Annotated in this window: 22 protein-coding genes and 1 tRNA gene; 10 read left to right on the top strand and 13 right to left on the bottom strand. The window is 34.2% G+C overall.

Going from position 1 to position 24,356, the window contains the following annotated elements:
• Positions 1 to 60 precede the first annotated feature (60 nt).
• Positions 61 to 378, top strand: coding sequence for a hypothetical protein (locus M9897_13210; protein MCO5269845.1), 318 nt, complete (start codon positions 61 to 63; stop codon positions 376 to 378).
• 149 nt (positions 379 to 527) lie between these two features.
• Positions 528 to 1,544: a class 1 fructose-bisphosphatase gene (gene fbp, locus M9897_13205; GenBank protein ID MCO5269844.1), complete on the top strand. Its 1,017-nt coding sequence runs from the start codon at positions 528 to 530 to the stop codon at positions 1,542 to 1,544.
• 449 nt (positions 1,545 to 1,993) lie between these two features.
• Here the strand turns inward: fbp and M9897_13200 are convergent.
• Positions 1,994 to 2,078 (bottom strand) — tRNA-Ser (locus M9897_13200).
• 175 nt (positions 2,079 to 2,253) lie between these two features.
• On the opposite strand from M9897_13200, the gene M9897_13195 reads away from it, so the two are divergent.
• Together M9897_13195 and M9897_13190 are read left to right on the top strand one after the other, a co-directional pair.
• Positions 2,254 to 3,708: a GWxTD domain-containing protein gene (locus tag M9897_13195; protein ID MCO5269843.1), complete on the top strand. Its 1,455-nt coding sequence runs from the start codon at positions 2,254 to 2,256 to the stop codon at positions 3,706 to 3,708.
• A gap of 9 nt (positions 3,709 to 3,717) precedes the next feature.
• On the top strand, positions 3,718 to 4,752 hold the full coding sequence (locus M9897_13190) for a glycosyltransferase family 2 protein (protein ID MCO5269842.1): 1,035 nt from the start codon (positions 3,718 to 3,720) through the stop codon (positions 4,750 to 4,752).
• Here the strand turns inward: M9897_13190 and M9897_13185 are convergent.
• Together M9897_13185 and M9897_13180 are read right to left on the bottom strand one after the other, a co-directional pair.
• Positions 4,739 to 6,193: an O-antigen ligase family protein gene (locus tag M9897_13185; protein ID MCO5269841.1), complete on the bottom strand. Its 1,455-nt coding sequence runs from the start codon at positions 6,191 to 6,193 to the stop codon at positions 4,739 to 4,741. The two genes, M9897_13190 and M9897_13185, sit on opposite strands and share 14 nt — an antisense overlap.
• Complete coding sequence (locus M9897_13180; protein ID MCO5269840.1) at positions 6,190 to 7,176, bottom strand: Wzz/FepE/Etk N-terminal domain-containing protein; 987 nt, start codon at positions 7,174 to 7,176, stop codon at positions 6,190 to 6,192. Before M9897_13180 ends, M9897_13185 begins: the two co-directional genes overlap by 4 nt.
• Positions 7,177 to 7,298: 122 nt before the next feature.
• Here M9897_13180 and M9897_13175 point away from each other — a divergent pair, with 122 nt between their 5' ends.
• Complete coding sequence (locus M9897_13175; GenBank protein MCO5269839.1) at positions 7,299 to 10,253, top strand: insulinase family protein; 2,955 nt, start codon at positions 7,299 to 7,301, stop codon at positions 10,251 to 10,253.
• Between the two features lie 2 nt (positions 10,254 to 10,255).
• Here the strand turns inward: M9897_13175 and mnmD are convergent, their stop codons facing one another.
• Positions 10,256 to 10,921 (bottom strand): tRNA (5-methylaminomethyl-2-thiouridine)(34)-methyltransferase MnmD, encoded by a 666-nt coding sequence (gene mnmD / locus M9897_13170; GenBank protein MCO5269838.1) that lies wholly within the window; start codon positions 10,919 to 10,921, stop codon positions 10,256 to 10,258.
• 330 nt (positions 10,922 to 11,251) lie between these two features.
• Here mnmD and dnaB point away from each other — a divergent pair, with 330 nt between their 5' ends.
• The 3 genes from dnaB to M9897_13155 are packed head-to-tail and all read left to right on the top strand — an operon-like array spanning position 11,252 to position 14,588.
• Positions 11,252 to 12,832: a replicative DNA helicase gene (dnaB, locus tag M9897_13165; protein MCO5269837.1), complete on the top strand. Its 1,581-nt coding sequence runs from the start codon at positions 11,252 to 11,254 to the stop codon at positions 12,830 to 12,832.
• 17 nt (positions 12,833 to 12,849) lie between these two features.
• Complete coding sequence (locus M9897_13160) at positions 12,850 to 14,121, top strand: asparagine synthetase B (protein ID MCO5269836.1); 1,272 nt, start codon at positions 12,850 to 12,852, stop codon at positions 14,119 to 14,121.
• A 5-nt stretch (positions 14,122 to 14,126) separates the two neighbouring features.
• Positions 14,127 to 14,588, top strand: coding sequence for a hypothetical protein (locus tag M9897_13155; GenBank protein ID MCO5269835.1), 462 nt, complete (start codon positions 14,127 to 14,129; stop codon positions 14,586 to 14,588).
• Between the two features lie 10 nt (positions 14,589 to 14,598).
• On the opposite strand, the gene tsaB is transcribed toward M9897_13155, so the two are convergent.
• Positions 14,599 to 15,273, bottom strand: a complete 675-nt coding sequence (gene tsaB / locus M9897_13150) for a tRNA (adenosine(37)-N6)-threonylcarbamoyltransferase complex dimerization subunit type 1 TsaB (GenBank protein ID MCO5269834.1) — start codon at positions 15,271 to 15,273, stop codon at positions 14,599 to 14,601.
• A 107-nt stretch (positions 15,274 to 15,380) separates the two neighbouring features.
• Here tsaB and metK point away from each other — a divergent pair, with 107 nt between their 5' ends.
• Positions 15,381 to 16,637: a methionine adenosyltransferase gene (gene metK, locus M9897_13145; GenBank protein ID MCO5269833.1), complete on the top strand. Its 1,257-nt coding sequence runs from the start codon at positions 15,381 to 15,383 to the stop codon at positions 16,635 to 16,637.
• Positions 16,638 to 16,757: 120 nt separating this feature from the next.
• Here the strand turns inward: metK and M9897_13140 are convergent, their stop codons facing one another.
• The 7 genes from M9897_13140 to M9897_13110 all read right to left on the bottom strand — a co-directional run bounded on the left by M9897_13140 (position 16,758) and on the right by M9897_13110 (position 21,729).
• Positions 16,758 to 18,020 carry a GTP-binding protein gene (locus M9897_13140; protein MCO5269832.1) on the bottom strand — a complete coding sequence of 421 codons (1,263 nt, stop codon included), beginning with the start codon at positions 18,018 to 18,020 and terminating at the stop codon, positions 16,758 to 16,760.
• Between the two features lie 20 nt (positions 18,021 to 18,040).
• Positions 18,041 to 18,943 (bottom strand): sulfate adenylyltransferase subunit CysD, encoded by a 903-nt coding sequence (gene cysD / locus M9897_13135; protein MCO5269831.1) that lies wholly within the window; start codon positions 18,941 to 18,943, stop codon positions 18,041 to 18,043.
• Between the two features lie 15 nt (positions 18,944 to 18,958).
• Entirely contained in the window at positions 18,959 to 19,567 is a 609-nt protein-coding gene (locus tag M9897_13130) for a phosphoadenosine phosphosulfate reductase family protein (protein ID MCO5269830.1), read from the bottom strand.
• 19 nt (positions 19,568 to 19,586) lie between these two features.
• The gene (locus tag M9897_13125; protein MCO5269829.1) at positions 19,587 to 19,844 is read right to left on the bottom strand and encodes a DUF2061 domain-containing protein; all 258 of its coding nucleotides are present in this window, start codon (positions 19,842 to 19,844) and stop codon (positions 19,587 to 19,589) included.
• Between the two features lie 90 nt (positions 19,845 to 19,934).
• Positions 19,935 to 20,375 (bottom strand): Rrf2 family transcriptional regulator, encoded by a 441-nt coding sequence (locus M9897_13120; GenBank protein MCO5269828.1) that lies wholly within the window; start codon positions 20,373 to 20,375, stop codon positions 19,935 to 19,937.
• Positions 20,376 to 20,412: 37 nt separating this feature from the next.
• Complete coding sequence (locus M9897_13115; GenBank protein ID MCO5269827.1) at positions 20,413 to 21,300, bottom strand: hypothetical protein; 888 nt, start codon at positions 21,298 to 21,300, stop codon at positions 20,413 to 20,415.
• A gap of 36 nt (positions 21,301 to 21,336) precedes the next feature.
• Positions 21,337 to 21,729: a hypothetical protein gene (locus M9897_13110; GenBank protein ID MCO5269826.1), complete on the bottom strand. Its 393-nt coding sequence runs from the start codon at positions 21,727 to 21,729 to the stop codon at positions 21,337 to 21,339.
• A 164-nt stretch (positions 21,730 to 21,893) separates the two neighbouring features.
• Between M9897_13110 and M9897_13105 the strand changes: the two genes are divergently transcribed.
• Positions 21,894 to 22,556, top strand: a complete 663-nt coding sequence (locus M9897_13105) for a hypothetical protein (GenBank protein MCO5269825.1) — start codon at positions 21,894 to 21,896, stop codon at positions 22,554 to 22,556.
• A 178-nt stretch (positions 22,557 to 22,734) separates the two neighbouring features.
• On the opposite strand, the gene M9897_13100 is transcribed toward M9897_13105, so the two are convergent.
• Complete coding sequence (locus tag M9897_13100; GenBank protein ID MCO5269824.1) at positions 22,735 to 24,285, bottom strand: NAD(P)/FAD-dependent oxidoreductase; 1,551 nt, start codon at positions 24,283 to 24,285, stop codon at positions 22,735 to 22,737.
• Positions 24,286 to 24,356 lie beyond the last annotated feature (71 nt).

Genomic DNA, 24,356 nt, shown 5'->3' with positions numbered 1-24,356 from the left:
AACGTAAATAGTTTACGTTCTGCCTCCATAAGTTTGTCATGTACATTAAAAATTACGGTTATGACAAATTCATTTAACAACATGACAATACAGTATATCCAACTAGAAGAAAAAACTAGAAAAGCAGAGGTAGAAGTTCAATATATTCAAGATAAAGTATTAATCGAAACAGTTTTGATGCTAGGTCTTACAGATTTAAATTTATTACTAGCTCGTTTAAATAGTTATGGGATATCCCTCGATTTAAGTGAAGACTTTGATAATTATGCAACTACAGATGGAAATTTATACACACTAGATTTTACTAAAAGAGGTTGGGATAATATTGAGATTAATGATTTTGAACCACGACAAGACTTTAAACAAATTAGAGCCTAGTTAGTAGAAAGTGACTCTTCATTAAAGTTGAGCACCATTAGTTATCGGTAGTAATACTGACATTATTGGGAAGAATATTCAATTTTCAATTAGTAAAAAGGTTGTCTTTTGAATAGAAATCACGATATTTGCATAACAAAATATGAGTCATGTCAAAAATCGTCACCTTAAACAATTTTATCTTAAACAAACAGAAAGATTTCCCATTTGCTACTGGAGAGTTATCCAACCTACTGAACGATATCGTTGTAGCTGCTAAAATCATCAACCGAGATGTAAATCGAGCTGGATTAGTAGATATTTTAGGTGCAAAGGGAGAAATTAATGTGCAAGGAGAGGCGCAACAGAAACTAGACGTCATTGCAGATGAAACTATGATTCGTGCATTTAAGAATGGTGGTGAAGTTTGCGGAATTGCCTCAGAAGAGAATGATGATTTTGTGGCTTTTGACAATGAACTATCAAAGAATGGTAAATATGTAGTATTGTTTGATCCATTAGATGGTTCTTCTAATATTGATGTTAATGTTTCAATTGGTACAATTTTTTCAATTTACAGAAGACTTTCACCTCAGGGTACATTGGCAACGAAAGAAGATTTCTTACAAAAAGGAACAGAACAAGTAGCAGCGGGGTATGTTTTATACGGCTCCTCAACTATGTTGGTTTATACTACTGGAAAAGGTGTTAATGGATTTACTTTAGATCCTTCTATTGGAGAATTTTGCTTATCACACCCTGATTTAAAATCTCCTGACACAGGCAGAGTTTACTCTATTAATGAGGGGAATTTGGATCGTTGCGACCCAGGTTTAAAAGATTATGTGCAATATTGTAGAGAAGATGACTCAAGCACCGGAAGACCTTACTCTGGTAGATATATCGGCTCTTTAGTGGCAGATTTTCACAGAAACTTAATTAAAGGTGGTATTTATGTTTATCCCACAACTAATAATCATAAAGAAGGTAGATTACGATTATTATATGAATGCAATCCGCTTGCTTTTATTGCTGAGCAGGCAGGAGCTCTAGCCACAGATGGTTATCGTAGAGTTTTAGAAATTGAACCAAATCGTTTACATCAACGTTGTGGCTATTTCGTCGGCTCTAAAAAAATGGTAGAAAAAGCTATGAGCTGTCTCAAAGATAAGGTGGAAACAGTTTAAACACTATTTCTACTTGTCTAGTCATAAAATCGATTTACACTAAAAAGTGTAAAAGTCATTCACAAAGAAAGAGACTTCAAGCCCTGAAAAAACTTCCACACCCTTTGCGCCAAATCTTTGCGCCCTTTTCGGTTAAAACACAAAAAAGTCTTAGTTTTTCAACCAAGACTTTCAGCGGAGAAAGAGGGATTAGCTCCGCTGGTCTTCGCTTCGCTACGGCACGAACCCGGGGGTTCTCATCCCTCTAGTTTTATTTCAAACATAAGTTATTAGAAACAAAAAAAGTCTTAGCTTTTCAACTAAGACTTTCAGCGGAGAAAGAGGGATTAGCTCCGCTAGTCTTCGCTTCGCTACGGCACGAACCCGAGGGTTCTCATCCCTCTAGTCTTCTTCCAAATATAAGCTATTAGAAATAAAAAAAGTCTTAGCTTTTCAACTAAGACCTTCAGCGGAGAAAGAGGGATTCGAACCCCCGATACCTTTCGGTACGCCGGTTTTCAAGACCGGTGCATTCAACCGCTCTGCCATTTCTCCGCTGCAAAAATAGTAATAGAATTATTTATGACAAGTAAAAAATGAAATAATTTTATACTCTCTTCCTATCACATTGAATTTTAGCTGGTTATGTAGAATTCCATCAATGCATGTTATTTTTTTTGCCATCTACCAATAAATCCCTAAATTTGTACTCATTTCTGAATAAATAAATATGTTGAAACAAGGGTTTTTATTGATAATAGCATTTGCAACTGTTTTATCTGGTTTTTCCCAAAGTCAGCATTTAAAAGTATATCTTAAGGAAAATCAACTATATGCTCCAGAACAGGGAAGCTATATTGAGATCCAAATGACTTTTGACGGAAGATCATTAGAATACATACAATCAGGAGACAGCTTAAAGGGGCAGTTAGAGATTACTCAAATATTTGAACAAGATGGGAAAATCATAATGGCCGATAAGTATCAATTAAACAGTCCAACAGTAGTAGATAGTATTTTCATGAACTTTTATGATATTCAGAAATATATTTTACACCCAGGAAAATACAATTACGAGCTAATAGTAAATGACGTGAATTCAAAAAAAGAGGCACTTGGTGTTCAAAAGGAAATTGTGATTCGCGACTTTTCGGAGGTGAGTTTTTCTTCAGTTATTCCTGCTGAAATCATCCGAGTGAATACATCTGAGAAGCAGAATTTATTTACAAAAGCAGGATATGATGTGATTCCTATCGTCAATAATTATTACCCAACAGAATTGGAGAATCTTCTTTACTATGTAGAAATATATAATACGCAAAAATTAAAACAAGACTCAGTAATACTTGAGCAAAAGATAGTTGGAAGAGATAATAAATTGGATTGGAATAAATACACACGTATTTTCAAATTTGCCCCTCTCCCACTTCGTCCAATTGCCAAAATTGTTGATATTAGAGAACTTCCGACAGGTGCATACACTTTAGAATTGAACTTACTCGATAAAGAAAACAAGGTGTTGGCTACGACTTCTTACAACTTTGACCGTAACAATTCGGATGAAATAAATGAACTAGCATATCAAAATATCATACTCGATCCTGCTTTTGCTGAGAGTGTTCCTATGGATTCAGTAAATTATTATGTGGCTAGTCTTATCCCTATTTCGAGACAAGCTGAGGTAAAGAATATTCTAAGTGTATTGAAATCAAAGGATAGGGAGAAAAGTTTTAAATATTTACAGGCATTTTGGAAACAGATTGCTCCAACCAACGCGTTTGAATCTTGGATAAAATACAAATCGCAGGTTCAACTTGTTCAACGCCTATACGCCACAAATTACCAAGTAGGATTTGAAACAGACAGAGGTCGCGTATATCTACAATACGGCTCACCAAATAGCATCATAGAAAACCCATCTTCTCCTTCTGAGTATCCATACGAGATTTGGCAATATGATAAAATCAATCAATACTCGAATAAGAGGTTTGTATTCTACTGCCCGAATAACCTAAACAATGAATATCGTTTATTGCATAGTGATATGATTGGAGAAGTTCAGAATTATCGCTGGAAATATGCTTTAAATAAGCGTAATACTCCTGATCAAAACTTAGACGATCCAACCGGGGGAGGAATAGAACACTTTGGAGGAAACTCATCGCGCTATTACAACAGTTACTAAATCTTACCTTTGGAAACAGCTGTAGTCATTTTAAACTGGAATGGAGTTGCTTTTTTAAAGCAGTTCTTACCTACATTGATACAATTCACTCCAGAAGCTAAAATAATTGTAATTGACAATCAATCTACAGATGAGAGCACCTTATATCTTCATGAAAATCATCCAGAGGTGGAAGTCATTATAAATTCTTTTAATGGAGGTTTTGCCAAGGGTTATAATGATGGCTTGAATCTATTAAACGGAAGATTTAAGTATTATGTATTGATTAATTCAGATGTAGAAGTGACTTCTGGATGGCTATCACCTCTTATCACGTTAATGGATAGTAATGATTCAATTGTAGGAGTTCAACCGAAGATTTTATCTTATAAACAAAAAGATACATTTGAATATGCAGGTGCCTGTGGTGGGTATATGGATAAAAACTACTACCCTTTTTGTAGAGGACGCATGTTTGATGTCGTAGAAAAGGACACTGGACAATACGATTCAGAAACAGAGGTCTTTTGGGTTTCAGGGGCATGTATGGCAGTGCGCGCCAACATCTTTCATTCATTAAAAGGTTTTGATGAAGATTTCTTTGCACACATGGAAGAAATTGATTTTTGTTGGAGAGCAAAAAGACAAGGATATACTTTTTATGTTAACCCAGCATCAGTAATATACCATGTGGGAGGCGGAACCTTAGCTTATGGAAGTCCACGCAAAACCTACCTCAATTTTAGAAATAGCTTATACATGATACATAAGAATCATGAGAGACTTCTCTTTTTTAAAGTATGTTATCGTTTATGCTTAGATGGCTTAGCTGGGATAAAATTCTTACTGTCCGGTCAATTCAATCATGTTATTGCAATCTTAAAAGCTCACTTCCACTATTACAGAGATTTGGGTAAACTTCAACGAAAAAGAAAAGCACTTGTAATTACAACAAAATCGTACAATAAATCAGGGTTATTTAAAGGCTCTTTGCTGTGGAATTATTATTTCAAAAAGATACGTACATTTTCCTGTCTAAATCAACGTCTATTTAGTGAGAGATGATTTCTTGACTACGTTTAGAATCTATGTGATAATGAACAATAATTACTGTGAAACCCCAAACTAATACAGCAATTTTATCCGAATCTAAGAAATTATTGAGTACTCCATGCACAAAATAGGCTGTAAACCCAAGCAAAGCAGAAAGTAAAATCAATCTATCAACTCCACGAGGCATCATTAATACCGTTTGATATCCAACTCCAATAGTAGTTAAAATAAAAAGGATTAATAAAATCATTGCAGGCCAACCATTTTCTGCCAATGTACCTAAATATTCAGAGTGTGCATTTCCTACATCGCCAAAGTTTGTACTAATGATAGTTAAGTTTTTTGACTCTTGAAACGGTGCATATTCAAACTGATAAGTCCCTAATCCCCACCCAAAAAGTGGTTTTTCTTTAGACATGGCAAGCGCCGAATTCCAACGATTAATCCGCTCTACATTACTTGCATCAGAAGATACATTACTCATGGACTCAACATTTTCAATCACATCTCCACTAGACTCAGATTTGTTTGATTTAAGTGTGTCTAATATTGCATCCTGAAATATTAGTCCTACACATAGAATTAATAGCATTCCTAATAACAAATGTTTAAACTGAATCCGAAGCGCAATAAAAACATAAAGTAGTAGCGCAATAATTAATGAAAGTAAAGCAGCACGTGAATACGTAAATATGAGAACTAAGGTATATATTACAACCAAACTTCCCCACAGAATTCGTTTAGGCACAGATATATCACGCTGGAAGAATTTGGAATAAATATAGGGAATTGTAAGTCCTAGCACCGCACCCAAGATCGTATGATCTTTCAGAAATGGTTGCATTACAAATTGTGATTCTTTAACTGGGAAGTTAAGTAAGATGAGGTTAAATAAAGTATAGATAACAACTAAGGAAAAACTAAATATATACAAATTAAAGAACCTTATGCGGTTTGATTTAGACTGAAGAATGATTCCTCCCAAGACAAGAATAGGTACTATAAACCACAAATGAGATAGATATTTCTTGAGACTAATTAAAATATCTGTAGAATTTGCAACTGAGATACCAATCCAGAAGTAATAAATCAAGATTAATGTAATAATTGGATGCGCAAAGAATTCTCTCTTAAAAGGCAATTTTGGAAATGAAAACAAGAAAAGAATCAACACACAGGCCAGCAAAGGTTCTGTGGGAAAATAAAAATTTATAGGTCCTTCATAAACACTTTCTAGTTCAATAGAAAGAGGGGTTAAAAACAGAATTACCCACCATATCTTTTCAGTTTGAAAAGTCAAAAAGAATAGTAAGATAAACAAAAGAATTATACCGCCAATACCCAATGCCCAATTTAATGGCATCATAAATAAACAAAAGACAATAGTACAAATAAGGAATACCTCCAGAATTCCCTTCCATTTTAAAGAGGGTTTTGTACTTAGAAAATTCATGCTTCTAATTTAGCCTTGTACTTAGTCCAATTTTCTTTGAGATATAAATAGAAAACAAGTAAGAACAAGGTAACTGCTATTACTCCAAGAACCACTAACAATCTTTTAGGAGAATATTTTTTATCTGCCACTTGTGGATGCTCAACAATAAATTGATGAGAAACTGTCTTAGCACTAGAAGTTTCCCATTGTAATCGAACCTTATTCACATGATTAATCATGTCAGTTTGAAAATTATAATTAATATCCAATTCATCATAAGCGGAGCCATATTGTATATTTGCTTTAAGAATGTCTTGGATACTTGGATCATTTGCTTTGTATGAATCAACCGCTTGTAACAACCCTGCTCGTTCAACTCTACTTACAACTCCAAAAGCTTTAAACTTTAACATACTATCCGCAATCATTTGTCGATTTTCTAACAAACTATCCTTAAAATGATTTAAAACAGCTAAATTTTGTTGAATTCTATTTCGTATTATTTGGGCTCTAAAATCATTCAAGTCATTTACAATAAATCCAGCTATTTTAGCTGCTTTTTCTGGACTTTTATCAAATACAGTAATCTTAATTGCACTAAATTTACTTCTACTCACACGGATTAAATCATTATACATCTCATCCATCTTAAACTTTGCCTTGGGAGAATCAGGTTTAATTTCGTAATGGTTATAAAGTTCCATTTGTTGAATCACACGTTCATGAAAATCATTAGAACTTGCCAATTCTAGAAGTTGTTCTGCTTGTTCAATATCTCCAAATTCATCAATGTTTCCATGATTATAAATAGCATCTGTTGATTCAACTAAAGTAATTGCAGCTGGATATACTGTAGCAGTTGAGCGATAGATAACAGGCAAAAGAAAAGATATAACAACTCCCATAATTGCCGAAACAAAACTAGTAATTAGTAATAAACGTCTATTCCTCCAACAGATACGTCCAAAATTGATAAATTCCACTTGTTCTTTTTCGGTCATTTTATTGTTTAATGTTAATTAGTAAACGTACAAGTATAATTAAAAAAGATTATTTATAAATGATAAATGAGCAAATGTTTTCCAAAAAGATATAACTTTAACATTCAAAAAAAAGTTGGATAATGATTAAAAATAAATTTAAATACGTATTAATTACTTTACTAGTTGTATTAATATCTTCTGCTTTTAGCATTTCTCAGAAAGCTGATAATCAAATTAAAACATGGGAAGATGGCAATGCCAATGGGTATGCTTATAAATACATTACAAATGACCCTACGCACACACGATTTTATAGACTTTCAAACGGTTTGACAGTCATATTAAGTCCTTCTAATAAAGTACCACGCATTCAAACATACATTGCAGTCAAAGCTGGAAGTAAAACTGACCCTGCTACACATACAGGCTTAGCTCACTATCTAGAACACATGTTGTTTAAAGGCACTGATAAATTCGGTTCTTTAGATTATGCGCAGGAAAAGCCCTTATTAGATGAAATAGAACGATTATATGAACAATATAATACAACCACAGATATAGAAGAAAGAAAACGAATCTATGCAGAAATCGATAAAACTTCAGGAGAAGCAGCAAAATATGCCATTGCAAATGAATACGATAAAATGATGGCTGCAATGGGGGCTGAAGGAACAAATGCTTTTACTTCTGTAGAAGAAACTGTTTATACCGAAGATATTCCCAGCAATGTAATAGATAAATATCTGGCTGTTCAGGCAGAACGATTTAGAAACCCTGTCTTTCGAATCTTTCATACTGAATTAGAAGCTGTTTATGAAGAAAAGAATAGAGGTTTAGACGATGATGGAAATAAAGTTTTTGAAGAAATGTTTCGACTTCTCTTTCAAAACAATAATTACGGAAGACAAACTACTATTGGAACAATAGAGCACCTCAAGAATCCTTCCTTAGTTGAAATTAGGAAATATTTTAATACATATTATGTCCCTAACAATATGGGGATTATTATGTCTGGAGACTTCAATCCGGATGAGGTAATCCAAAAAATTGATAAAGCATTTGGTTATATGGAACCAAAAGAACTTCCAGTTTATACCTTCGAGCCTGAACAGGAAACAGCAGCCCCTATAGTTTCTGAAGTATGGGGACCACAGCCTGAACGAATTTTATTGGGTTACCGATTACCAGGCGCAGCTACCAAAGATGCACAACTACTTGAATTGGTGGGGTCTATACTAACCAATGGTTCAGCTGGACTCATTGATTTGAATTTAATTGGAAAACAAAAGCTATTAAGTGCCTATGCTTATCCCTATGTCATGAAAGATTATAGCACTCTGCTATTAGGAGGTAATCCCACTGAAGGGCAAAGTCTAGAAAAAGTAAAAGACCTTCTATTAAATGAAATCAATAAGTTAAAATCAGGAAATTTTTCTGAAGATATCATTACTTCTATTATTAATAACGCAAAAAAAGAAATGATTTATGCTGAGGAAGATTACGGTGATAGAGCTTACCAACTCATGGATAATTTCGTTTTAGGCACAGATTGGTTAGATCGTATAAACATGATTGAGCGATTAAGCAAAATCTCCAAACAAGATATTGTAGATTTTGCCAATCGTTATTTCAAAGAGAATTATGTTGTAATTTATAAGCGAAAGGGAGAAGACAATAATGTGGTTAAGGTCGAAAAGCCTGCTATAACGCCTGTTACTGTAAATCGAGAAGATCAGTCTGAATTTGTAAAATATGTTGCTTCCATACCAGAAAATGAAATCAAACCTGTATGGGTTGATTTTAATAAAGATATTCAAAGAGAAACAAGTGGAAACTATGAAGTATTAGCAGTAAAGAATGAAAACAACGAACTTTTCAGCCTAACCTACCATATCGAAACTGGAAGTTGGAGTAATAAATTATTATCACTTGCAGCTGGATATATTGATTATATAGGCACTAAGAATAAGAACCCCGAAGACATCAGTATGGAGTTTTACGATTTAGCGAGCTCATTTAGTATAAATGTTTCTCCTGAATCTACAGAAATCTACTTAGAAGGATTGCAAGAGAATTTCGAAAAAACAGTATCTCTTTTTGATGAGCTCCTACACAATTGTTTAGCAGATAAAAAAGCACTTAAAGCATACATACAACGCATTCAAAAAAGTCGTCAAAATAGAAAGGAAAACAAGAATCAAATAATGTATGGACTTCGTAATTATGCAATGTTTGGAGAGAAAAATCCATTTAACCAAGTGCTTTCTAATGATGAATTAAAGAAAATTAAAGCGGAGGACTTAATTACTTGTTTAAGAACATTAGCTAATTATCCACATCAAATACTTTATTATGGCCCTAAATCAGCAAAAGAAATCGTGGAAACTCTAAACGAAGTCCACAAAGCCCCTGCACAATTTTTACAATTACCTCCAAAGGTGGATTACCCTCAAATTGACCAAAATGAGAATCAAGTACTAATTGCTCACTTTGATATGGTTCAAGCAGAGATTTTTTGGATAAGAAATGAGGATAAATACCAAGAAGAATTACTTCCAAAGATTCAACTATTTAATCAATATTTTGGTGGAGGTATGGAATCTATCGTTTTCCAGACTATTCGTGAATCTAAAGCATTAGCTTATTCTACCTATGCATATTATGCGACGCCAGATATGAAAATCAAACGCAATTCATTCTATGCTTATATAGGCACACAAGCCGATAAATTCACGGAAGCTGTAGATGGCATGAATGAATTGTTAACTGAATTACCTCAATCCAAACCTGCTTTTGAAAATGCTAAATCTGCTTTACAAAAGCAATTAGCTTCTGAACGGATTATTGATGAGGATATTCTAACATATTATTTACGTGCTAATAAATTAGGACAGAATTATGATGTGCGCAAAATGATTTACGACAAATTGATTGGTTTAGAACTATCTGATATCACAGATTTTCATAAAGAACAAATCAGTGAGAAGGCTTTCACATATTGTATTGTAGCAGGAGAAGGGAAGATTAATCAAGAGAAATTAAATCAATTAGGAAAAGTAAAAACGCTCAGTCTCAAAGAAATTTTTGGATATTAAATTTAAGGTTTAGTAGCCCTGAGCATTTCTCTTTTTCCAGCAGGTCCCGGAATACGTTCTACATGAAAACCTACGGCTTGTAGGTTGCGTCTAACTTGTCCATTGGCACTATATGTTACCAAAATTCCTCCCGATTGGAGAGAGGTAAACAATTTATGGAATACTTCCTCTGTCCACATTTCAGGCTGCACCTTAGGTCCAAAAGCATCAAAATAGACCAAATTAAAAGAGTTGATTGGAGGCTCGTATATTTCTAAACTCTGCTTAATTTTAGTAAGATGAAACAAAGGAGTAATACCAACTTCTTTCCCCCATTCACTCTCATGCATCTGAAGATATAGAGACTTATATGATGATATACTTGGGAATTCAGCATATCCTAACTGACTAATTTCCTTATCAGAAACTGGGAAAGCTTCTAATCCAACATACTTTACATGTCTATTTTCTTTTTCCCCTTGTATAAGTGTTAGTATTGCATTTAAACCTGTTCCAAACCCTATTTCTAAGATAGAAACAGAATCAAGATTAATTCGTTTCCAACCACTTTCAATAAACACATGCATAGCTTCTTGATAGGCACCATTAGTAGAATGGTAACATTCATTCAAATCTGGAAGGTAAATCGTACACAATCCATCATTGGTTTTTCGAATTTCTCTTCTCATTTTGCTAAATTAAACCTTAACCCTTTGTGCTTATACAAAAATAAATAAAATTACTAATCTTCAAATAGACCCCGAGCAATCGAGGGCTGACATCACTATCTGTATCATATTCTAAATGCACAACTGGATAAACCTAATTATAAAACTATATGAGATATTCACATTGAATTAATTTGGGGAAGTAAATTTTTAGTCGTAAATTCCGAAAAAGTTAGAAAAATAAAAGGATAGCATAAAATAGAGTTATCAACAACAACTAAGTTATACACAATTAGATTTCTTCTTTCTTTTTTTCAAAAAAATAGAAAAGGAAATAAATATATTTGCAACATGTCAAACGAAGAAAATAGAGAAGAGAAAATTTCTGTAAACAGAGCTAGGAGGGGTAAATTAACTCCCACGGATATTGGTAAGATTCCACCACAAGCACTTGATTTAGAACAATCTGTTTTAGGTGCTATGATGTTGGATAGTGGGGCTGTAAATAATGTAATTGATATCTTACGTACTAAAGATGCCTTCTACGACCCAAAGCACCAAATCATATTTGATGCCATTGCAGAGCTTTTTAAATCTACTACTCCTATTGATGTATTGACAGTAACCGAACAGTTGCGCAAAATGGGAAGTTTAGAAATTGCAGGTGGAGCCTACTATTTATCTACACTCACAAACAAGATTGCTTCTTCGGCACACATTGAACACCATAGTCGTGTTATTATTGAAAAATTCATTCAGCGTGAGATTATTGGTATATCGAATGAATTACTTCGCGAATCATACGATGAAACCAAAGACGTTTTTGAAATATTAGCAAAAGCTGAGGAAGAATTATTTGCTGTTGCTCAAAACAACATGAAAAAGAGCTACGACACCATGCAAACTGCCATGAAGGGTGCAATTGAGGAAATTGAGAATGCGAGAAAAAACAAAGATGGCGTTTCTGGTGTACCTTCTGGATTTAAAGATTTAGACAAAATTACAGCTGGGTGGCAACGTTCTGACATGGTTGTTATTGCGGCGCGACCTGGTATGGGAAAAACAGCTTTTGTCTTATCCATGGCTAGAAATACTGCTGTTGAGTACAATATGGGTGTTGCTATCTTTTCTCTTGAGATGTCAAGCGTCCAATTAGTAAAACGTTTAATCGCTTCCGAAACAGAAGTTGATGCTGAAAAATTAAGAAGAGGAAACATCGCAGATCACGAATTACAACAAATTCATTCGAAAATTGCAAAATTATCCAAAGCTCCTATTTATATTGATGATACACCAGGTATCTCCATCTTTGAATTACGTGCTAAGTGCCGTAGGATGAAACAAAAACACGATATACAGATTATCATCATCGATTATTTACAACTAATGACCTCCGGAACAGGAAAATCATTTGGAAATCGTGAACAAGAGATTTCTCAGATTTCTCGTTCAATTAAAGAAATAGCCAAAGAATTAAATGTCCCTGTAATTGCATTATCTCAGTTAAGTCGTTCTGTAGAACAGCGAGGTGGGGATAAAAAGCCTGTTCTTTCTGACTTGAGGGAATCAGGAGCGATTGAGCAAGATGCCGATATTGTTGCTTTTATTTATCGAGGGGAATACTATGGATTTACTGAAGATGATAAGGGACCAACAACTGGAACAGGTGATATTATCATAGCAAAACACAGAAATGGTTCTACTGGCTCTGTTCGTCTTCAATTCATTGGAAAATATGCTCGATTTTCGAATTTTGAGTCTTATCGTTTTGAAGAAGAATTGCAAACATCTAATACACTACCTATGGGTAATAGTTTTGATTCAGAAGGGCCTCAAGCTATTATCCGCTCTAGTAGAATGGATGATATTGATGTTAATTTTGATGATGATTTTAATACTTCTGGCAATGAATTTGAAGATGATCCGTTTTAATAAACGGGTTTAATAAAATGAAAAAAATACAACCATATATTTTAGTATTCTTTGTAGTTATTATTTTTATAGGAAATATAAGAGCTTCACAACTTTTGATTCCTATGGATAATAGCCAAAAGAATCATTTAAAAGCATACGGCGTTGCCTTCTTTGTTTTGGAACATAATGTATCTATTGAATGGCTACTCAATTACAGAGGAGGATCTTTCTTAATGCCAAATCTAGAATCCATAGAAAAGGAATTAATTATTCGAGGTGTTAGCTACGAAGTTATTGCGGACGGTCAGGCAAATGAAATAAAGCGAAATATTTCTGCGCCAGAAGTAAATCAAGAGATAGTTCAACTCGATGTCGCTCCAAAAATTGCTGTATATACTCCCTTGGATAAAAGACCTTGGGATGACGCTGTAACAATGGTGCTAGAATATGCTGAGATTCCATATGATAAGATTTATGACAGTACCGTATTAGTTGGCGGGCTTTCCAAATACGATTGGCTACACTTACACCATGAAGATTTTACAGGTCAATATGGAAAATTTTACGCGGCCTATCGCAATGCAGCTTGGTATCAAAATCAAGTAGCTATCATGGAAGCAAGTGCTGAGAGTTTAGGATTCAAAAAAGTTTCTGACATGAAATTAGCTGTAGCAGAAAGCATTAAAAGTTTTGTTTTTGCAGGTGGATTTCTATTTACCATGTGTAGTGGAACAGATAGTTTTGATATTGCTTTAGCTGCTCACAACACCGATATATGTGAATATATGTACGATGGAGATGGCATGGATCCAAACTATAAATCAAAGATGGACTTTAATAACGGATTAGCTTTTCAAAATTACCAGATTAAGGAAAACCCATTGGAATATGAATATTCCACGATTGATGGGACAGACAGACATAGAACAGTTACTGAACGCGATGACATATTCACCTTATTTGATTTCTCTGCTAAATGGGATATTGTTCCTACCATTCTTTGTCAAAACCACACAAAAATTATCAAAAATTTCTATGGCCAAACAACCGATTTTGTAAAGGAATATATTAAGCCTTCTGTTACAGTTATGGGAGAATCAAAGTCCTTAGGAACTGTAAAATATATGCACGGAGAATTTGGAAATGGAACATGGACGTTCTATGGTGGTCACGACCCAGAGGATTATCAACACCGTGTAGGAGATGATCCAACTGATTTGAATTTACATCCAAACTCTCCTGGATACCGGCTTATTTTGAACAATATTCTTTTCCCTGCGGCTAAGAAGAAAAAACGCAAAACCTAGAAGAGATGAATTTTCTATTGTTTAAAAAAGAATTTCGCCTTGGAGTTGTTTTATTTATTGTATTTGGACTTTTCCTTTACACAGTAAATCAGACATCTGAACAGATTGTCTTCTCATTCACCAAAGAACAGTTTTTTTATTATAAACCAGCTTTCTTGAAAACTATGTATATCGTATTGGGGGCTGTTATCTTTGCCCTACTTATTGTGCTAAACAGAAACAATACAGTAGAAACAGAAGCAAAACGGAATGCCTTTGTCTCTTTTATTTCATGGACTGTATTTTCGTTTTTTCCCGGATGGATGCTTCATTTATATTTCATTATTCAAACTGTAAAACAGAAAGGCAGTTTTATGGCATTAGAAGATCAGTTTTGGATTTATTATGCGCATGATATAACTCTTTTTTTGGGGTTTTCATTAGCAGGGTATTTTATATTGAGACCGGTTATCCATGAAGGACAGTAAAGAAGTAGGATTACAATTTGGATTTAGCTGTCGTCACCATAAAATCTTTCAAATATTTCGGTTCAAAATAGGCTACATCTTCAAATTCTTGATTGAGGTATTTTTGATAGGCAATTTGCACTTGTCCTGAGGCACTTGATAAAATTGTTATATCCACTGTGATATTTCTATTAGGCCATAGAGTTTGCACCTTTTCAGCACCATCTCCACAAACTACAAAAGGCTCAAACTCTGCGTATGAATTGTCATCTAATATATCGGCTGACAAGGGCTTAACAAGTCGCATTTGATTATCATATATCCCTGAAAAAACTTCCATTCTGCGGGCATCTATCATAGCACAGATGATTGCATCTGGGTATTTTATCAAAGCCAATTGCGTTATACTTTCAAGCGTGTTTACAGAAATCAGTGGAATATCTAAACCAAAACAAAGTCCTTTAGCAGTAGAAACACCGATACGAAGTCCTGTGTAAGATCCAGGTCCGCTCGTCACTACAATCCCTTGTAAATCCTGAAGATTCCAGTGGTTTCTTTTGCAAATTTCCTCAATAAAGATAGTTAACTTCTCAGAGTGAATATATTCACCCGATGATTCTTCCAAAACGTCAACTAATTTCCCATCTTCTGAGAGTGCAACAGAACATACTTTTGTAGCTGTTTCAATATGAAGAAGTCTTGTCATAATGCAAGATTACTGCTTTTTTGACGAATTTGATTTTATTTCCCGAAATAATTTAGAGATTTCATAAACAATACTTATTTTTGGCCTTCACATTTTAAAAGTAAAACATGGCATATTTATTTACTTCAGAGTCTGTATCAGAAGGACACCCAGATAAGGTGGCAGATCAAATTTCTGATGCAATTATAGATCATTTTTTAGCATTTGATAAAAATGCTAAGGTAGCATGTGAGACCCTTGTTACCACTGGATTAGTAACCCTAGCTGGAGAAGTAAAATCTGAAATATATTTAGATGTACAGAACATCGCAAGAGACGTAATCAAAAAGATTGGTTACACAAAAGGAGAATATCAATTTGATTATAACTCATGTGGAATTATTTCTGCCATTCATGAACAATCTGCTGATATCAATAGAGGAGTTGAAAAAACAAACTTAGAAGAGCAAGGTGCAGGTGATCAAGGAATGATGTTCGGATATGCGTCTAATGAAACCGAAGATTATATGCCATTAGCGCTAGATCTTTCTCATAGAATTTTGCGTGAATTAGCAGAGTTACGAAGAGAAAATAAAGATATAACTTATTTACGTCCAGATGCCAAATCTCAAGTAACTATTGAGTACAGTGACGACAATAAACCTTTAAGAATCGATACCATTGTAATTTCTACACAACATGATGATTTTGATGCAGACGAGAATAAGATGCTGGCAAAGATTCAAAAAGATATGAGAGAGATTCTTATCCCCCGTGTGATTCAGAAATTAAATAATACCGACGTACAGAAATTATTCAACGACCAAATCATTTACCACATAAATCCTACAGGGAAGTTTGTTATTGGAGGACCACACGGAGATACCGGCTTAACAGGTAGAAAAATTATCGTTGATACCTATGGAGGAAAAGGTGCACATGGAGGAGGAGCTTTTTCTGGGAAAGACCCTTCTAAAGTTGACCGTTCCGCAGCGTATGCTACACGTCATATCGCTAAAAATATGGTAGCAGCGGGAGTATGTGATGAAATATTAGTACAAGTTTCTTATGCAATAGGAGTAGCAAAACCCATGGGGATTTATGTAAATACTTATGGTAGTTCAAAAGTTAATATGACCGATGGTGAAATTGCAAAGAAAATTGAAGAAATATTCGATATGCGTCCTTACGCTATTGAACAACGATTAAAATTAAGAAATCCAATATACGGTCCAACCGCAGCTTATGGACACATGGGAAGAAAACCTGAAGTAAAGAAACTTACTTTCAGCAATGCGGGTAACCAAACTTCTGTTGAAGTTGAATTCTTCACTTGGGAGAAACTAGATGCAGTAGATAGCGTAAAGGCTGCATTCGGATTGTAAGATCATATGATAGTATATCTAAGAGGTTGTTAAATATTTAACAACCTTTTTTTGTTTGATAAAACAAAAACTCAATTTCCTATAAACTTATAGTAAAAACAAAATATATGAAAAGAAATACTATTGAATAAATCCAACTCCAGCAGTAGTATTACTTCTTGTATCTATTAAAATAAAAGAACCATTTTCCTTATTATCAATATAGGCGTCAAAATTAAGCGACTGGGCTAATTTAATTGTAACTAATCCTAGGTCATTCAATTTTAATTCATTGACATTAGTTTCTTGAGATGTAAATGTTTCATCTAATTTTGAATCTATAGAAGCTATCTTAGATTTCACAATTTTCACACCGTGTTGAAGAAGGTAATTTCCTGCTGATATAAGAGGTTCTTTATCCATCCAGCAAATAATTGCTTTAAGTTCTTTAGCCTCTTGTGGCAGTTCATTTACTTTTACAATTAAATCTCCTCGGGATACATTGATATCATCCTCCAAAGTTAGTGTAATAGAAGATCCTCGGCTTGCTGTCTGATAGTGTTTATCATAAAAATCAATAGATTTAATTTTTGAGTTTGTGCCAGAAGGTAGCACAACCACCTCATCCCCGACACTCATCTCACCGCCTTTTAATTTCCCAGCATATCCACGATAATCATGAAATTCATCTGTTTGCGGGCGAATCACCGTTTGTATTTGGAAGCGAGCAGCAGCATGGTCTTCCGTTTCATCTATTTGGATATTTTCTAGTACTTGCATTAATGTTTCTCCTTTATACCAAGGAAAATTACTAGACTTTTCTGTAATATTATCTCCAAACTTAGCACTAATAGGAATAAAGATGATAGCTTGTTCTTTATAACTTGAATGAGCAACTAATTTATTAAAATCTTGAACAATGTTAGTAAACCTTTCTTCATTATAATCTACCAAATCCATCTTATTGATAGCTACAATTATCTTCCTAGTGCGCAATAGGCTATTGATAAAGAAATGTCGTTTAGTTTGTTCTATAACACCGTTTCTAGCATCAATTAGAATGATTGATACATCTGATGTGGATGTTCCCGTAACCATATTTCGAGTATATTCGATATGCCCCGGAGTATCAGCAATAATATAAGAACGATTTGCAGTAGAAAAATAAATATGTGCCACATCAATGGTAATACCCTGCTCTCTTTCTGCTACTAACCCATCTGTTGCGAGAGAAAAATCAAGTGTATCACTCCCCTTTTGCTCACTACTACGGCGCATTGCCTCTAATTTATCAGCTTTCAATGAGTTTGTATCATATAACATTCTTCCAATTAAGGTAGATTTTCCATCATCAACACTCCCTGCAGTACTGATTCGTAATACTTTATTTTTTTGCTCAATCATTGTCGTTGTTTGAATATCCTTTAAAAATAACCTTGTTGCTTTCTTTTTTCCATAGCGGCCTCAGAACGTTTATCATCTATTCGAGCGCCTCTTTCGGAAATATTAGAATTTCGAATCTCATCTACTACCTGATCAATAGTAAAAGCATCTGATTCAACAGCAGCAGTACAACTCATATCTCCTACCGTTCTAAAGCGTACGGTTTTTTCCAATATTTCTTCTTCCGCCTCTCTGAATACGATATTATCATCTACTGACCAAATGAGATTATCTCTCATAAACACCTTCCTCTTATGAGCAAAGTAGATAGAAGGGAGTGGAATATTTTCAGATTGGATATAACTCCACACATCTAATTCCGTCCAGTTTGAAATAGGGAAAACACGCACATTATGTCCAAAATCAATCTTTCCATTGAGCATATCGAATACTTCAGGGCGTTGATTTTTTTCATCCCAACCTCCAAAGTCGTCTCGAACTGAGAATATACGTTCTTTGGCCCTAGCCTTTTCTTCATCTCTTCTTGCCCCACCTATACAAGCATCAAATTTATTCTTCTCTATAGCGTTTAATAGCGTTTCGATTTGTAATCCATTTCTACTTGCATATCTCCCTGACTCCTCCTTTACGATTCCTGCATCAATATTATCTTGCACATACGCAACACGTAAATCAAGACCTAGTTCCTTTACTAAATTATCTCTAAATTCAATTGTTTCAGGAAAGTTATGTCCTGTATCCACATGCAATAAAGGAAAGGGAATCTTAGCCGGATAAAAAGCTTTTTTTGCTAGATGTACCAACGTGATAGAATCTTTACCTCCTGAAAACAAAATAGCAGGGTTTTCAAACTGAGCAGCTACTTCACGTATGATGTAAATTGCTTCGTCTTCTAATGGATTATTTTTTACAATGTTGTTCATTTTCTATTTAAATTTTTACCCATGAATTCCACACTCTCTATTTGCCAATGCTTTGGTAGGATCATAGTAATTCATTTCATTTGGAAGTTGATGCTCTTTCAAATAGACATCTAAATCTTTATCTGAGAAATGATAAAATGGACTCACTTTTATAACTCCATCATTTCCTAAAGACACCAAATCTATGCTATCTCTAAAAGCAGTTTGTCCTTCACGTAAATTGGTAAACCAAAAGTCGGGTTGATGCTCAGCCATTGCTCTTCGGAATGGTTCCAACTTAACCTCTTCGCTAAATATTTTATGTGCCGGGGTATCCACTTCGGGTATTCCTAACACCACATCCCTCCATCCTGTTGTTTGCTGAGGAACATATAATTGAATATTAAGTTTGAGTGTATCTATCAATTGCTTTGCATGACGATACGTGGCAGGTGTATTATACCCTGTATCACACCAAATTACTTTAATATCTGGAGCTATTGAACATACTAAATGTAAAATTGCGCTCTCATAAGGGCGAAAATTAGTTGTAATTACAGGGTTTTTTGCTTGAGCTATCGCCCATTTAACAACTTCCTCAGGACTTTTCCCTGTTAATTCTTTATTTATCTGTTGAATATCCATAGTCTTTTCTGCTCATATATTAGCAATCTGCTTTCCCCCATTTGATATTATTCCAAAGTCGTTCATGGAAATAATAAAGAAATGTTTTAGTGATTAATTCAAAAGAGCCTATGGAGAAAGCAATTGTAAAATTTCCCGAAATTATCCAAGAAATAATAATTGTATCTAACGTTCCTAACACCCTCCAAGATAAAGCCTTTACAAAACTGCGGATAGGTGCATCACTCTTAGATTTTACTTTGGTTTTGGGTTTATTTATTATTTGATCTAAAATCATAAATTCTATTTATCCTATCAATTTAATAGGAATTGCAAATTTAATGAAATAATCGAAAAAGAAAAAATGAAAAACTAAAATTAATTCGAATTAATCAACAGATAAATAATTGGAATTTATTTCCATACAAAGTTGAGCCAGACTCTTTCCTTCTAATATTTTAAGTGCGCTGTCTCTTACTTCCAGCATTAATCTATTAACACCGCAACCTTCTTCATACGGACAATCATCGCACTTCTCGTAAAAATTTAAGCTTACACAAGGAACCATAGCAATAGGTCCATTTAAAAGTCGAATCACTTCACTCATATAGATTTCCGAGGCATTGCGCAACAGGTAATATCCTCCTGTTTTTCCTTTCCTTGAGCCAAGGATCTTTCCTTTTTTAAGATCTAACAATATTGCTTCAAGAAATTTTCTGGGTATAATTTCTGCTTCCGAAATCTCTAAGATAGAGATAGGATGCTCACTTTGCTGTTTACAGATATAAGTGAGTGCTTTAATTCCATATTTCGTCTTCTTTGAGAGCATAGGTTAAAGATAAAAAATAAATTTTATTTCTCCTAAATTATAAAAAAGCACCATCTTCTTTATTACCTGTCTTTAAAGCATCATATTTCTTGCGGTTAAATCTCCACGTATATCCAAATACAAAATCAGTTTCAATAAAGCCATAGGCTTGTCGGGCAAAACTACTTTTATCATCCGGACGAGTTCTTACGCGCACATGATGCAAAAAACCTCCTGAAAAATGTCCTTCAAAAAATAGGTGATTAAAGAATTCTAATCGCAAACCTGGGTGTAAGGAAATTCCATAACCTGAAACTGAAATTGTTTTTAAATTCTTCTTACCACCAAAATCTAAATCATTAAAAGGTAATAGAAATCCAACAGTTCCTTCAACCACTCCTCGGATTCTAAACCAATTTTTCTCCCCTACTGATAATAAGTCAAAATAACGAGCTACACCAAAACGAATATAATTATTCCCATCCGAATTTTCATAGTGAATTTGATTATATGGAAGTTCTGTTTCTTGGTTATTATAATCTCCATTCCAAAGGGTGCTTACTCCCGGATCAACATGTCCCTTAATCTTTACAGTTTGTGGATGACGCATGATATATTTCATGTGATCATACCCAAAGGTAACGGCCCATTTATCCATAAAGAAATATCCCATTCTCACGTTAAATTGAGGTATCGTGATTTTTTTGGGATTGAGATATACTAACGAAACCTTTTCCGGCCTATCCTCAGCTTTTAATTCATTCAGTCTAAAATCATAACCCGGCCCCACCAAACGTAAGCTACTTTTTGTATAAGCTGATCGATTATATCCCCAATACAAGTAAAATCCACCTTTATCCGTTTGATTCAAGTGTTGAGAGAATAGAGTATTCTCAATAGAAAAAAAGAATATAATTATAAGTCCAACCGTGCTAAGTAATCTCATGTTATTTTTTTATACAAATTTAATCGATATTAAAAACTAATCCTTATCTGGTGAAAATTTAATAATATAGAATGCTACTACCGTTAACAATGCTGTAATGACAACCCGGAAAGTCATCGCTTTAATAGTCTTTAATTCATGAACACCTCCATTTTGGATATAAATCAAGAAAGCGCTAAATGTAATTATCAATAATGAGGTACAAACTAAAAGTATCTTTGCCGTTGTAAGAGGCCTTTTTAAATACAAAAGCGCAGCAATAATATACATATATCCACATACCATATTTGCATATACAACAAAGGGAACATAATTTCCTTCCATTGCACGAATTCCAAATAAATCAAATACAACGGAAGTGGACATAAAGATAGTTACCCCTCCAAATACGATAAGAAATATAATTGAAATAAGCCTAAGTGCTTTCATAATATTAGTTTTTTGTCAAAATTACAAAAAGATAATAAAAATAAAACAATTTTATTTATCTAATAATCAGATAGTTAAAAAATATTTTTCAATAGATTGTAACCTATCGGTGACTTCCATCTCTATTTGCCTAAAACAAATTAATAATTTAAAAAAACAAAATCATGAAAAAGTTAAATTTATTTTCCCTAACATCATTAGTATTAGTTTTAGGATTACTAGCCGTTACAAGTTGTAAAAAAGAAAACATTGAACCAGTAAAAGATATTCCTGTTAATGTTTTATCAAAATCATCATTTACTGCCTTTGATGATGCCATGCATAAATTATGGGCTGATCACATGACTTGGACTTATACTACTGTTGATGCTTTCTTTAACAATACAGATGCCTTAAATCAAAATCTTACAAGATTATTACAAAATCAAATTGATATAGGTGATGCTATTAAGCCATATTATGGTGAAGAAGCTGGTAATCAATTGGCTGATTTATTGACAGAACATATTCAATTGGCCGTTCCAGTGCTTACAGCAGCAAAAGATGGAGACCAAACTGCTCTAGGAATAGCTCTTGATGACTGGTATCAAAATGCTGAAGACATAGGAAATTTCTTAGCAGATGCCAATCCAAAAAACTTTGATCGTATGATGATGGTTCACATGATGAGAATGCACATTGATCAAACCACAGCTTATTCAGTAGATTTATTAGGTAAAAACTATGATTCAGCTATTGTTAAGTTTGACGAAGCATTTAGCCACATGACAGAAATGGCTCACGATTTAGCTGTAGGTATAGCAAAACAATTTCCAAATAAATTTTAAATAATATAATTAAGGTTTATCGTAAGAGAAGAGGTTGAAAATTCAACCTCTTCTCTTTTTTATAAGTCATGCTGGTTATTAATTGGAGTTGTTATGCATTAAGAATAAGATACAGATAGTGTTGTCAGCCCTCGATTGCTCGGGGTCTATTTGTAAATAATTTCTATTGCTTACATCTTTACAAATTAGTCACCTTCTTTATTGCTTCCACGCATTTCATACCATCTATTCCTGCAGAAATTATTCCCCCAGCATATCCTGCTCCCTCTGCGCATGGATATAGCCCTTTAATTTCAATATGCTCTAGCGTTTCTGGATTTCTTGGTATTTGAATAGGTGAGCTAGTTCTAGATTCAGGCGCATGCAATACAGCATCATTTGTTAGATAGCCAGGCATTTTCTTACCAAAATCAACAAAAGCTTGTTTCAACCTTTTGGCAATTTGTGGAGGCAAGACTATATTTAAATCACAACTCACAATACCTGGCAAGTAGGAACTACGAGGAAAATCTTGTGATACTACTCCATTTATAAAATCTAACATACGTTGAGCAGGTACTCGTTGGGTTTTACCAGCAGCCTCCCAGCAGGCTTTTTCAACTGATTTCTGAAAATTAAGACAGACGAAAGGATCTTTCTGATAATCCTTAAAATCTTCTTTATCAATTTGTACTACTATCCCAGAATTTGAATATGGATTATTGCGTTTAGAAGGTGACCAACCATTAGTAACCACTTCTTCCTGTTCAGTTGCACAAGGTGCTATAATTCCCCCAGGGCACATACAAAATGAATAAACACCTTTCTCCTTGACTTGTGTAACTAAAGCATAACTCGCAGGTGGTAAAAATTCATCATTTATTCTTCCGTGATATTGTAATTTATCAATCAATTCTTGAGCATGTTCTATGCGAACTCCCAAGGCAAAGCCTTTAGCATTTAATTGTACTCCTTTTCGATAAAGTAAGGTGTAAATATCACGAGCCGAATGTCCAGTAGCCAGGACAAGATATTTACACGAGATTCGAGCTTGATTGTTTATTTCTATTCCTTGTATTCTTTTATCTTCAATAAATATATCTGTCAACTTAGCATTAAAATGAACTTCTCCACCCGACTGAATAATTGTTTCTCGCATTGAAACAATGATAGAAGGAAGTTTGTTAGTCCCGATATGTGGATGCGCATTTATCAGAATGTCCTCAGGCGCACCAAAATGAACAAACCATTCTAAAGCTTTTTGAATATCTCCTCTTTTTTTAGAGCGAGTATAGAGTTTCCCATCAGAGTAAGTGCCAGCTCCTCCTTCTCCAAAACAGTAATTAGATTCAGGATTAATGCGCTGCTCTTTAGTGATTTTAGCCAAATCGCGGCGGCGTTCCTTAACGTCTTTTCCACGCTCATACACAATAGGTTTTAAACCCAATTCGATAGCATGTAGCGCTGCAAATAACCCCGCAGGTCCAGCTCCAATAATAACCACTTCTGGAGATTCTGAAACATTCTGTGGAATAAAATATGGCTTGGGTTGAGGTAACTCTTCATCCAATGCCACCTCAAAACGAGCATTTATCTTAATATCTTTCTTTCGCGCATCAATAGAACGTTTTAACCAACGGTATTCAAATATGTCTCCATTAAATTTCAGCAATCTTCTAAGATGTTTCTCAATAAATACAACATCTTTTGCCTGCTCAGGAGTTAGAATACAATCAATGGTTTGAATCATTCGTTTGTTAATTTGGAGCAAAAATAAGAGATTTTGCTTTTAAAGTATATTTAACTTATTGTGCATTTAAA

This window comes from Brumimicrobium sp., from assembly GCA_023957385.1.
In the GTDB taxonomy this organism is placed as follows: Bacteria; Bacteroidota; Bacteroidia; order Flavobacteriales_D; family Crocinitomicaceae; genus Brumimicrobium.
The sequence above is the reverse complement of the archived record's forward strand: the minus strand, read 5'-3'. Positions and strand labels throughout refer to the sequence as shown.